Below are 12,963 nucleotides of genomic sequence, written 5' to 3' on the forward strand. Positions count from 1 at the left end.
GATATCGGTGAATCTGATGACGACGATAACAGGCGTGGTGCTGGCAGGCGGTAAAGCCCGACGCATGGGCGGCGTAGATAAAGGATTACTTGAATTAAACGGCAAACCGCTGTGGCGGCATGTCGCTGACGCGCTAATGACGCAGTTATCTCACGTTGTGGTTAATGCCAATCGCCATCAGGAAATCTACCGATTAAGCGGTCTGAAAGTAATTGAGGATTCACTGGCAGATTACCCAGGCCCTCTGGCGGGAATGCTTTCAGTAATGCAGCAAGAAGCTGATGAGTGGTTTCTGTTTTGTCCGTGTGATACGCCTTATATCCCCCAGGATTTAGCCTCCCGACTTTATCATCAGCGAAAAGATGCATCTGTAGTGTGGGTCCATGACGGCGAGCGGGATCATCCAACTATTGCCCTGGTAAATCGCACTATTGAGCCATTATTGCAGGAATATCTGCATTCCGGAGAGCGCCGGGTGATGGCCTTTATGAATCTTGCTGGCGGTCATGCTGTTGATTTCAGCGATCGTAAAGAGGCATTTGTTAACGTGAATACGCCAGAGGAGCTTGCCCGATGGCAGGAAAGACAATAATCCCTTTACTCGCCTTTGCCGCATGGAGTGGCACCGGCAAAACCACACTGTTAAAAAAACTTATTCCGGCATTGTGCGCACGAGGGATCCGTCCGGGTCTTATTAAGCATACGCATCATGATATGGATGTTGATAAGCCGGGCAAAGATAGCTATGAGCTACGCAAGGCCGGAGCGGCACAAACCATCGTTGCCAGCCAGCAGCGTTGGGCTTTGATGACAGAAACCCCAGACGCAGAAGAACTGGATTTGCATTTTCTCGCAAGCCGGATGGATGACTCAAAGCTGGATTTGATTCTGGTTGAAGGGTTCAAACATGAAGAGATCGCGAAGATTGTGCTGTTTCGCGATGGGGCCGGACATCGACCGGAAGAGTTGGTGATAGACAGGCATGTCATTGCTGTGGCCAGCGATATACCGCTTAATGTTGATGTCGCGTTACTGGACATTAATGATATTGAGGGGCTGGCTGATTTTGTTGTTGGGTGGATGAGTCAGCAGGCTGAATAAGCAGGAGTAGGTCGGATAAGACGTGGCAAACGTTGCATCCGGCCTTTTTCCGCACCAGCGCAAAAAGGCCATCCTTACGGATGGCCTTTCGCTTTATTTGATGCCTGGCAGTTCCCTACTCTCGCATGGGGAGACCCCACACTACCATCGGCGCTACGGCGTTTCACTTCTGAGTTCGGCATGGGGTCAGGTGGGACCACCGCGCTATCTCCGCCAGGCAAATTCTGTTTATTAACCCGCTTTCGCCGGCTAATCTAATCTGTATCAGGCTGAAAATCTTCTCTCATCCGCCAAAACATCTTCGGCGTTGTAAGGTTAAGCCTCACGGTTCATTAGTACCGGTTAGCTCAACGCATCGCTGCGCTTACACACCCGGCCTATCAACGTCGTCGTCTTCAACGTTCCTTCAGGAGACTTAAAGTCTCAGGGAGAACTCATCTCGGGGCAAGTTTCGTGCTTAGATGCTTTCAGCACTTATCTCTTCCGCATTTAGCTACCGGGCAGTGCCATTGGCATGACAACCCGAACACCAGTGATGCGTCCACTCCGGTCCTCTCGTACTAGGAGCAGCCCCCCTCAGTTCTCCAGCGCCCACGGCAGATAGGGACCGAACTGTCTCACGACGTTCTAAACCCAGCTCGCGTACCACTTTAAATGGCGAACAGCCATACCCTTGGGACCTACTTCAGCCCCAGGATGTGATGAGCCGACATCGAGGTGCCAAACACCGCCGTCGATATGAACTCTTGGGCGGTATCAGCCTGTTATCCCCGGAGTACCTTTTATCCGTTGAGCGATGGCCCTTCCATTCAGAACCACCGGATCACTATGACCTGCTTTCGCACCTGCTCGCGCCGTCACGCTCGCAGTCAAGCTGGCTTATGCCATTGCACTAACCTCCTGATGTCCGACCAGGATTAGCCAACCTTCGTGCTCCTCCGTTACTCTTTAGGAGGAGACCGCCCCAGTCAAACTACCCACCAGACACTGTCCGCAACCCGGATCACGGGTCAACGTTAGAACATCAAACATTAAAGGGTGGTATTTCAAGGTCGGCTCCATGCAGACTGGCGTCCACACTTCAAAGCCTCCCACCTATCCTACACATCAAGGCTCAATGTTCAGTGTCAAGCTATAGTAAAGGTTCACGGGGTCTTTCCGTCTTGCCGCGGGTACACTGCATCTTCACAGCGAGTTCAATTTCACTGAGTCTCGGGTGGAGACAGCCTGGCCATCATTACGCCATTCGTGCAGGTCGGAACTTACCCGACAAGGAATTTCGCTACCTTAGGACCGTTATAGTTACGGCCGCCGTTTACCGGGGCTTCGATCAAGAGCTTCGCCTTGCGGCTGACCCCATCAATTAACCTTCCGGCACCGGGCAGGCGTCACACCGTATACGTCCACTTTCGTGTTTGCACAGTGCTGTGTTTTTAATAAACAGTTGCAGCCAGCTGGTATCTTCGACTGATTTCAGCTCCACGAGCAAGTCGCTTCACCTACATATCAGCGTGCCTTCTCCCGAAGTTACGGCACCATTTTGCCTAGTTCCTTCACCCGAGTTCTCTCAAGCGCCTTGGTATTCTCTACCTGACCACCTGTGTCGGTTTGGGGTACGATTTGATGTTACCTGATGCTTAGAGGCTTTTCCTGGAAGCAGGGCATTTGTTGCTTCAGCACCGTAGTGCCTCGTCATCACGCCTCAGCCTTGATTCTCCGGATTTGCCTGGAAAATCAGCCTACACGCTTAAACCGGGACAACCGTCGCCCGGCCAACATAGCCTTCTCCGTCCCCCCTTCGCAGTAACACCAAGTACAGGAATATTAACCTGTTTCCCATCGACTACGCCTTTCGGCCTCGCCTTAGGGGTCGACTCACCCTGCCCCGATTAACGTTGGACAGGAACCCTTGGTCTTCCGGCGAGCGGGCTTTTCACCCGCTTTATCGTTACTTATGTCAGCATTCGCACTTCTGATACCTCCAGCATGCCTCACAGCACACCTTCAACGGCTTACAGAACGCTCCCCTACCCAACAACACATAGTGTCGCTGCCGCAGCTTCGGTGCATGGTTTAGCCCCGTTACATCTTCCGCGCAGGCCGACTCGACCAGTGAGCTATTACGCTTTCTTTAAATGATGGCTGCTTCTAAGCCAACATCCTGGCTGTCTGGGCCTTCCCACATCGTTTCCCACTTAACCATGACTTTGGGACCTTAGCTGGCGGTCTGGGTTGTTTCCCTCTTCACGACGGACGTTAGCACCCGCCGTGTGTCTCCCGTGATAACATTCTCCGGTATTCGCAGTTTGCATCGGGTTGGTAAGTCGGGATGACCCCCTTGCCGAAACAGTGCTCTACCCCCGGAGATGAATTCACGAGGCGCTACCTAAATAGCTTTCGGGGAGAACCAGCTATCTCCCGGTTTGATTGGCCTTTCACCCCCAGCCACAAGTCATCCGCTAATTTTTCAACATTAGTCGGTTCGGTCCTCCAGTTAGTGTTACCCAACCTTCAACCTGCCCATGGCTAGATCACCGGGTTTCGGGTCTATACCCTGCAACTTAACGCCCAGTTAAGACTCGGTTTCCCTTCGGCTCCCCTATTCGGTTAACCTTGCTACAGAATATAAGTCGCTGACCCATTATACAAAAGGTACGCAGTCACCCCATTAAAGAGGCTCCCACTGCTTGTACGTACACGGTTTCAGGTTCTTTTTCACTCCCCTCGCCGGGGTTCTTTTCGCCTTTCCCTCACGGTACTGGTTCACTATCGGTCAGTCAGGAGTATTTAGCCTTGGAGGATGGTCCCCCCATATTCAGACAGGATACCACGTGTCCCGCCCTACTCATCGAGCTCACAGCATGTGCATTTTTGTGTACGGGGCTGTCACCCTGTATCGCACGCCTTTCCAGACGCTTCCACTAACACACACACTGATTCAGGCTCTGGGCTCCTCCCCGTTCGCTCGCCGCTACTGGGGGAATCTCGGTTGATTTCTTTTCCTCGGGGTACTTAGATGTTTCAGTTCCCCCGGTTCGCCTCATTAACCTATGGATTCAGTTAATGATAGTGTGACGAATCACACTGGGTTTCCCCATTCGGAAATCGCCGGTTATAACGGTTCATATCACCTTACCGACGCTTATCGCAGATTAGCACGTCCTTCATCGCCTCTGACTGCCAGGGCATCCACCGTGTACGCTTAGTCGCTTAACCTCACAACCCGAAGATGTTTCTTTCGAACCATCATCGTGTTGCGAAAATTTGAGAGACTCACGAATAATCTTTCGACTATTCAGTGTTTCAATTTTCAGCTTGATCCAGATTTTTAAAGAGCAAATATCTCAAACATCACTCGTAAGTGAGTTTTGAGATACAGTGGCCGGCGACTTTCACTCACAAACCAGCAAGTGGCGTCCCCTAGGGGATTCGAACCCCTGTTACCGCCGTGAAAGGGCGGTGTCCTGGGCCTCTAGACGAAGGGGACGTATCAGTCTGCTTCGCAAGACGCCTTGCTTTTCACTTTCTATCAGACAATCTGTGTGAGCACTTCAAAGAACGCTTCTTTAAGGTAAGGAGGTGATCCAACCGCAGGTTCCCCTACGGTTACCTTGTTACGACTTCACCCCAGTCATGAATCACAAAGTGGTAAGCGCCCTCCCGAAGGTTAAGCTACCTACTTCTTTTGCAACCCACTCCCATGGTGTGACGGGCGGTGTGTACAAGGCCCGGGAACGTATTCACCGTGGCATTCTGATCCACGATTACTAGCGATTCCGACTTCATGGAGTCGAGTTGCAGACTCCAATCCGGACTACGACGCACTTTATGAGGTCCGCTTGCTCTCGCGAGGTCGCTTCTCTTTGTATGCGCCATTGTAGCACGTGTGTAGCCCTGGTCGTAAGGGCCATGATGACTTGACGTCATCCCCACCTTCCTCCAGTTTATCACTGGCAGTCTCCTTTGAGTTCCCGGCCGGACCGCTGGCAACAAAGGATAAGGGTTGCGCTCGTTGCGGGACTTAACCCAACATTTCACAACACGAGCTGACGACAGCCATGCAGCACCTGTCTCACAGTTCCCGAAGGCACCATCCCATCTCTGGAATGTTCTGTGGATGTCAAGACCAGGTAAGGTTCTTCGCGTTGCATCGAATTAAACCACATGCTCCACCGCTTGTGCGGGCCCCCGTCAATTCATTTGAGTTTTAACCTTGCGGCCGTACTCCCCAGGCGGTCGACTTAACGCGTTAGCTCCGGAAGCCACGCCTCAAGGGCACAACCTCCAAGTCGACATCGTTTACGGCGTGGACTACCAGGGTATCTAATCCTGTTTGCTCCCCACGCTTTCGCACCTGAGCGTCAGTCTTCGTCCAGGGGGCCGCCTTCGCCACCGGTATTCCTCCAGATCTCTACGCATTTCACCGCTACACCTGGAATTCTACCCCCCTCTACGAGACTCAAGCTTGCCAGTATCAGATGCAGTTCCCAGGTTGAGCCCGGGGATTTCACATCTGACTTAACAAACCGCCTGCGTGCGCTTTACGCCCAGTAATTCCGATTAACGCTTGCACCCTCCGTATTACCGCGGCTGCTGGCACGGAGTTAGCCGGTGCTTCTTCTGCGGGTAACGTCAATGAGCAAAGGTATTAACTTTACTCCCTTCCTCCCAGCTGAAAGTACTTTACAACCCGAAGGCCTTCTTCATACACGCGGCATGGCTGCATCAGGCTTGCGCCCATTGTGCAATATTCCCCACTGCTGCCTCCCGTAGGAGTCTGGACCGTGTCTCAGTTCCAGTGTGGCTGGTCATCCTCTCAGACCAGCTAGAGATCGTCGCCTAGGTGGGCCGTTACCCCGCCTACTAGCTAATCCCATCTGGGCACATCCGATGGCAAGAGGCCCGAAGGTCCCCCTCTTTGGTCTTGCGACGTTATGCGGTATTAGCTACCGTTTCCAGTAGTTATCCCCCTCCATCGGGCAGTTTCCCAGACATTACTCACCCGTCCGCCACTCGTCAGCAAAGAAGCAAGCTTCTTTCTGTTACCGTTCGACTTGCATGTGTTAGGCCTGCCGCCAGCGTTCAATCTGAGCCATGATCAAACTCTTCAATTTAAAAGTTTGATGCTCAAAGAATTAAACTTCGTAATGAATTACGTGTTCACTCTTGAGACTTGGTATTCATTTAGCGTCTTGCGACGTTAAGAATCCGTATCTTCGAGTGCCCACACAGATTGTCTGATAAATTGTTAAAGAGCAGTGCCGCTTCGCTTTTTCTCAGCGGCGCGGGGTGTGCATAATACGCTTTCCCGCTACAGAGTCAAGCATTTTTTCGCTTTTCTCTGTCGAAGTTCTCAGGAGAACCCCGCTGACCCGGCGGCTTATTTGCCGTTGTTCCGTGTCAGTGGTGGCGCATTATAGGGAGTTATTCCGGCCTGACAAGAGGAAATTTAAAATAATTTTCCGAATGCGTGTTTTTTATTCTTTGTGCTTATTTCATCATCGGTTTGTTGGTTAAATGGGCGATTTCTCGGGCAAAATTCGCTACCTGTTCCCAATCGGTATAGACAACTTCTTTGCGCGTATCCGTTTCTCCGCCAGACATCTTCATAATCAGCTTGATCATAAAGCGGTCGTACCAACGGTAGCGTGGATAACGCAGCGCCCCAGCGATAACCGCGCAGCGATCGGGACGCCATTGTGAATTCATCAAAAACTTCCGCGCGTAGCTGTTGGTCTGCACAGTACGCTTCTCCGGTTTGCGCGCCACCAGGTTCACCGAGTAAAAGGCGCTCGGCATGGAGTTCAAGCGTGTGGCATGCGTTTTGACAAACTCCTGGAACGCAGAATGGTAATGACCGTAGCGAATAGATGCACCAATTACCACGCAGTCGTAGTTTTCCCATTCTGGTTCTTCGGTGCGATGCAAGTTGACAACATCCGCCTGGCTCCCCAGTTCTTTCAATTCCGAAGCCAGATACGAGGCAATCTCGCGCGTTTGTCCATCCCTTGTTGAGAAAAGAATTAATGTTTTCACGTATTACTCCATCATTCACGCCAGAAAGTCGGGGTAAAGAGCACCAGCAATGTAAAGACCTCGAGACGACCAAATAGCATATTGGCAATCAGGATCCATTTAGCCACCGGATTCATGCTGGTAAAGTTATCAGCAACCACACCAAGCCCTGGCCCCAGGTTATTCAATGTCGCAACAACCGACGCAAAGGCAGAAAAGTCATCCACACCAGTGGCGATAATCGCCAGCATACTGACAATAAAAACTAACGCATAAGCAGAGAAGAATCCCCACACGGCTTCAAGGATGCGTTCCGGCAATGCGCGGTTCCCTAGCTTAATGCTATAAACAGCATTCGGATGCACCAGACGTTTCAGCTCACGGTTCCCCTGTTTGAACAACAGCAGAATGCGGATCACTTTCAGGCCACCGCCCGTTGACCCGGCGCAACCACCGATAAATGCAGAGCACAACAGCAGTACCGGCAAAAAGAGCGGCCAGCGGGCAATGCTGTCGGTCGTAAACCCGGCGGTCGTCGCCATCGACACCACCTGGAAAAATGCCTGGTTAATCGTCATCAGCGCCGAACTGTAGACATTATGAAACCACAGTACGAGTGTACAAATAACCACCAGCGTAAACTGTACGCCGATAAACATGCGAAATTCCGGATCGCGCCAGTAAACCTTCAGACTACGCCCACTTAACAGCGAGAAGTGCAGACCGTAGTTACAGCCGGAGATCAGCAAGAAAATAGCAATAATAGTGTTAATGGTCGGGCTATCGAAATAGCCAACACTAGCATCATGTGTCGAGAAACCACCAATAGCGATTGTCGCAAAGCTATGACCGATGGCATCAAAGGCATCCATTCCAGCAAACCACAGCGCCAGCGCACAGGCGACGGTCAACAGAACATAAATCAACCACAAAGTTTTTGCCGTTTCCGCAATACGCGGGCGCATTTTGTTATCTTTCAGCGGGCCGGGCATTTCCGCGCGATAGAGCTGCATTCCACCTACACCGAGAATAGGCAGTATCGCGACTGCTAACACGATGATCCCCATCCCGCCAAACCATTGCAGCATCTGGCGATAAAAGAGGATGGCATGAGGGAGTGAGTCCAACCCCACCAGCGTCGTTGCGCCTGTGGTGGTCAGACCGGAGAAGGATTCAAAAAACGCATCTGTAATGGTGAGGTTCGGGCTTTCCGAGAAGATAAAAGGGAGCGCACCGACACTACCCAGCACGGTCCAGAACAGCACCACAATCAGAAACCCTTCGCGGGATTTCAGCTCGCCCTTCTCTTTACGGTTCGGCCACCACAGCATGGAGCCAATCGCGAGGGCGACAAAAAAGGTCTGGGTAAATGCGCGGCCCGCCCCATCCCGGTAGATGAGCGCTACCAGCCCAGGGATAATCATGGTCCCTGAAAATAAGATGACCAGTAGTCCAACGATTCGGGTTATGGCGCGAAAATGCATCTCTGCCGCTTCCTTAGTTCTGCAAAATGAAGTGGGGATTATTCTTCAATCGCTAACAATTGCAATGAACCACGGCTAAAATCCGCCAGCTTTGCGGAAAATTCAGCCACTTTCGCCGCCGGAAGCGCCACCCGCAGCAGAACGAATGCCTGATAATCGCTGGTAATAACTTTGCCGTCACACTGCCCCAGCAACGCTTCAATACCGGTTAACTGACTATATTCACATTGCAAAGTATATTCGGTTAATGGCGTCTTGCGTTGGGTCGTTAGCTGGCGCAGTGCCTGACTCACTCCGCCGCCATAAGCTTTCACTAACCCACCGGTGCCCAGCAATATGCCGCCGTAGTAGCGCACCACCACGGCGGTAATTTCCCCGACGCCGCTGCCCATCAGTTGGGCGAGCATCGGTTTACCTGCCGTTCCCGCCGGTTCACCGTCATCGGAGAAGCCCAGTTGTTGTGAATCGTCAGGCGCCCCCGCCACCCACGCCACGCAATGGTGGCGAGCATCGGGGTGTTCTGCCCGTACTGATTCAACAAACGCTTTCGCCGCCTCGACGCCATCGGTATGTGCCAACAGCGTAATGAAGCGGCTTTTTTTGATCTCTTCAACGACCGTGACCGGTGCCACAGGAATTAACCAGCTTTCCATCACGCCAGCTTCAAATCCCGGGTCATGTTTTCCACGTTATTTTCGTGGATCACCACGTTGTCTTCGATACGAATGCCGCCGAACGGTTTCAGTGCTTCAATTTTCTGCCAGTTGAAGTGTTTGCTGAACTGCCCTTCACGCCACGGAGCCAGCAGCGATTCGATGAAGTAGATACCCGGTTCAATGGTTAACACCATCCCCGGCTGGAGAATACGAGTGCAGCGCAGGTACGGATATTTTGCCGGTGCCGCGAGATGCGTACCACTATCATCCTGCATAAAACCGGCTACGTCATGCACCTGCAGGCCAAGCGGATGCCCGATACCGTGCGGCATAAACGGCCCGGTAAGATCGTTTTCGACCATCGCTTCTTCACTCATATCAGTGATGATTTGGTGTTTACGCAACAGTTTAGCGATGCGCTGATGGAACTGGATGTGGTAATCCACATAGCTGACACCCGCCTTCATGGTGGCGATCAGCGCCAGTTGTTCATCATTAACGTCTTTCACCAGTTGCGCATAGTCATTGTCGCTTTTTGCCGACCAGGTACGAGTCAGGTCAGCCGCATAGCCGTTATATTCGGCCCCGGCGTCCAGCAGGAAGCTGCGCATCTCTTCCGGCGCCTGATGATCCAGTTTGGTGTAATGCAACACCGCAGCATGTTCGTTAAGCGCCACAATGTTGCTGTAAGGTACGTCGGTATCACGATGGCCGGTCGCGGTCAGGTAGGCGATGTTGATATCGAACTCGCTCATACCGGAACGGAAGGCTTCTTCTGCCGCGCGATGACCATTGACCGCCATTTTCTGCGCTTCACGCATACAGGTCAGTTCGTACTCGGTTTTGAAAGAACGGTAGTAATGCAGGTAGTCAATGACCCCTTTCGGGTTGATGTTGCTGGCCTCAATGCCCAGTTGCAGCGCACGTTCCGGCACCGGACCAATATAACCGATATTGCCGCGCGCGGCAGGCAGTTGGCTACCAATACCATCAGCTTTCGGCAGCGCGATCACTTCCACATCTTCAGTCCAGAAGGAGGTCGGCAGCGGTTCGACGTTGTGCCAGTAATCAACCGGCAGATAAAACCACAGTTTCGGTTTGTTCACGCCATCCACCAGCAACCAGCAGTTTGGCACCTGAGTTACCGGCACCCATGCTTTGAATTGCGGGTTCACTTTAAACGGATAGGGATGATCGTCGAGAAAAACGTTGAACAGCTCGCCAGAGTGAATAAGTAATGCATCCAGCTTGAAGCGCGCCAGCGCATCGCGAGTCCGTTCTTGCAAGGTAGCTATATGATTTTTATAAAGCGAGGCCAGTGATTCCATTTTTTACCCTTCTGTTTTTTGACCTTAAGTCTCCGCATCTTAGCACAACGTTCATACAGAGCGTGATTTCTGCCGAGCGTGATCAGAACGGCATTTCTTTAATCTTTTATTTGCATATTTTTAACATAAAACACACACTTCAAGCCATCTGGTACGACCAGATCACCTTGCGGATTCAGGAGACTGACATGCTTTACAAAGGCGACACCCTGTACCTTGACTGGCTGGAAGATGGCATTGCCGAACTGGTGTTCGATGCCCCAGGCTCAGTTAATAAACTCGACACTGCAACCGTCGCCAGCCTCGGTGAGGCCATCGGCGTGCTGGAACAACAATCAGATTTAAAAGGGCTGCTGCTGCGTTCGAACAAAGCAACCTTTATCGTCGGTGCTGATATCACCGAATTTTTATCGCTGTTTCTCGTTCCGGAAGAACAGTTAAGCCAGTGGCTGCATTTTGCCAATAGCGTGTTTAATCGACTGGAAGATCTGCCGGTGCCGACCATTGCCGCGGTCAACGGCTACGCGCTGGGCGGTGGCTGCGAATGCGTGCTGGCGACCGATTATCGTCTGGCGACGCCGGATCTGCGTATCGGGTTGCCGGAAACCAAACTTGGCATCATGCCGGGCTTTGGCGGCTCCGTGCGTATGCCACGAATGCTGGGCGCTGACAGTGCGCTGGAAATCATTGCCGCCGGTAAAGATGTCGGGGCCGAACAGGCGCTGAAAATCGGTCTGGTTGATGGCGTAGTCAAAGCAGAAAAACTACTTGAAGGCGCGATGGCAATTTTACGCCAGGCCATTAACGGCGACCTCGACTGGAAAGCGAAACGTCAGCCGAAGCTGGAACCGCTGAAACTTAGCAAGATTGAAGCCACCATGAGCTTCACCATCGCTAAAGGGATGGTCGCACAAACAGCGGGGAAACATTACCCGGCCCCCATCACCGCAGTAAAAACCATTGAAGCCGCCGCCCGTTTTGGTCGTGAAGAAGCCTTAAACCTAGAAAACAAAAGCTTTGTTCCGCTGGCGCACACCAACGAAGCCCGCGCACTGGTCGGCATTTTCCTTAACGATCAATATGTAAAAGGCAAAGCGAAAAAACTTACCCAAGACGTTGAAACACCGAAACAGGCCGCTGTACTGGGCGCGGGCATTATGGGGGGAGGCATTGCTTACCAGTCCGCGTGGAAAGGCGTGCCGGTTGTCATGAAAGATATCAACGACAAGTCGTTAACCCTCGGCATGACCGAAGCCGCGAAACTGCTGAACAAGCAGCTTGAGCGCGGCAAGATCGATGGTCTGAAACTGGCTGGCGTGATCTCCACGATTCACCCAACGCTCGACTACGCCGGGTTTGACCGCGTGGATATTGTGGTAGAAGCGGTTGTTGAAAACCCGAAAGTGAAAAAAGCCGTGCTGGCAGAAACTGAGCAGAAAGTACGTCCGGATACCGTGCTGGCTTCTAACACTTCAACCATTCCTATCAGCGAACTGGCCAACGCGCTGGAACGCCCGGAAAATTTCTGCGGGATGCACTTCTTTAACCCGGTGCACCGGATGCCGTTGGTAGAAATTATTCGCGGTGAGAAAAGCTCCGACGAAACCATCGCAAAAGTTGTCGCCTGGGCAAGCAAGATGGGCAAGACGCCGATCGTAGTTAACGACTGCCCGGGCTTCTTCGTTAACCGCGTGCTGTTCCCGTACTTCGCTGGTTTCAGCCAGTTACTACGTGACGGCGCGGATTTCCGCAAGATCGACAAGGTGATGGAAAAACAGTTTGGCTGGCCGATGGGTCCGGCATACCTGCTGGATGTCGTGGGGATTGATACCGCGCATCACGCCCAGGCAGTGATGGCAGCGGGCTTCCCGCAGCGGATGCAAAAAGATTATCGCGACGCCATCGATTCATTGTTTGATGCCAACCGCTTTGGTCAGAAGAATTGTCTCGGTTTCTGGCGCTATAAAGAAGACAGCAAAGGCAAGCCGAAGAAAGAAGAAGATTCCGCCGTTGACGGCCTGCTGGCAGAAGTCAGCCAGCCAAAGCGTGATTTCAGCGAGGAAGAGATTATCGCCCGCATGATGATCCCGATGGTCAACGAAGTGGTGCGCTGCCTGGAAGAAGGCATTATCGCCACTCCGGCAGAAGCGGATATGGCGCTGGTCTACGGCCTGGGCTTCCCTCCGTTCCACGGCGGCGCGTTCCGCTGGCTGGACACCCTCGGCAGCGCGAAATATCTCGATATGGCGCAGCAATATCAGCACCTCGGCCCACTGTATGAAGTGCCGGAAGGTCTGCGTAATAAAGCGCGCCATAACGAACCATACTATCCCCCGGTTGAGCCAGCCCGTCCGGTTGGCGACCTGAAAACGGCTTAAG

Annotated in this window: 7 protein-coding genes, 1 tRNA gene and 3 rRNA genes; 3 read left to right on the forward strand and 8 right to left on the reverse strand. The window is 52.4% G+C overall.

The genetic code is table 11. The annotated features are described in order from the left end of the window. Positions 1 to 7: 7 nt before the first annotated feature. Entirely contained in the window at positions 8 to 592 is a 585-nt protein-coding gene (gene mobA, locus C1192_RS16235) for a molybdenum cofactor guanylyltransferase MobA (RefSeq protein ID WP_016262679.1), read from the forward strand. Further along, positions 574 to 1,101: a molybdopterin-guanine dinucleotide biosynthesis protein MobB gene (gene mobB / locus C1192_RS16240; RefSeq protein WP_038354721.1), complete on the forward strand. Its 528-nt coding sequence runs from the start codon at positions 574 to 576 to the stop codon at positions 1,099 to 1,101. Before mobA ends, mobB begins: the two co-directional genes overlap by 19 nt. A gap of 102 nt (positions 1,102 to 1,203) precedes the next feature. Here the strand turns inward: mobB and rrf are convergent. From rrf to pepQ, 8 genes are all read right to left on the reverse strand, one after another. Continuing rightward, positions 1,204 to 1,319 (reverse strand): 5S ribosomal RNA (gene rrf, locus C1192_RS16245). Positions 1,320 to 1,412: 93 nt separating this feature from the next. Continuing rightward, positions 1,413 to 4,317: ribosomal RNA gene (locus tag C1192_RS16250) — 23S ribosomal RNA — on the reverse strand. 195 nt (positions 4,318 to 4,512) lie between these two features. Then, positions 4,513 to 4,588, reverse strand: a tRNA-Glu gene (locus tag C1192_RS16255). A gap of 85 nt (positions 4,589 to 4,673) precedes the next feature. Continuing rightward, a 16S ribosomal RNA gene (locus C1192_RS16260) occupies positions 4,674 to 6,215 on the reverse strand. The 16S, 23S and 5S rRNA genes sit together here with 1 tRNA gene alongside, the layout of an rRNA operon. 376 nt (positions 6,216 to 6,591) lie before the next feature. Further along, positions 6,592 to 7,137, reverse strand: coding sequence for a menaquinone-dependent protoporphyrinogen IX dehydrogenase (gene hemG, locus C1192_RS16265; protein ID WP_000853977.1), 546 nt, complete (start codon positions 7,135 to 7,137; stop codon positions 6,592 to 6,594). A gap of 11 nt (positions 7,138 to 7,148) precedes the next feature. After that, a complete protein-coding gene (gene trkH, locus C1192_RS16270; RefSeq protein WP_000545680.1) occupies positions 7,149 to 8,600 on the reverse strand; it encodes a Trk system potassium transporter TrkH in 1,452 nt (483 codons plus the stop codon). A gap of 38 nt (positions 8,601 to 8,638) precedes the next feature. Next, entirely contained in the window at positions 8,639 to 9,253 is a 615-nt protein-coding gene (locus C1192_RS16275) for an IMPACT family protein (RefSeq protein ID WP_038355389.1), read from the reverse strand. Beyond that, positions 9,253 to 10,584 (reverse strand): Xaa-Pro dipeptidase, encoded by a 1,332-nt coding sequence (gene pepQ / locus C1192_RS16280; protein ID WP_001517361.1) that lies wholly within the window; start codon positions 10,582 to 10,584, stop codon positions 9,253 to 9,255. The genes C1192_RS16275 and pepQ overlap by 1 nt, the downstream gene beginning before the upstream one ends. Positions 10,585 to 10,772: 188 nt before the next feature. Here pepQ and fadB point away from each other — a divergent pair, with 188 nt between their 5' ends. Beyond that, positions 10,773 to 12,962 (forward strand): fatty acid oxidation complex subunit alpha FadB, encoded by a 2,190-nt coding sequence (gene fadB / locus C1192_RS16285; protein WP_038355388.1) that lies wholly within the window; start codon positions 10,773 to 10,775, stop codon positions 12,960 to 12,962. Position 12,963: the final 1 nt, after the last annotated feature.

This window comes from Escherichia marmotae (genome assembly GCF_002900365.1).
GTDB classification, from domain to species: Bacteria; Pseudomonadota; Gammaproteobacteria; order Enterobacterales; family Enterobacteriaceae; genus Escherichia; species Escherichia marmotae.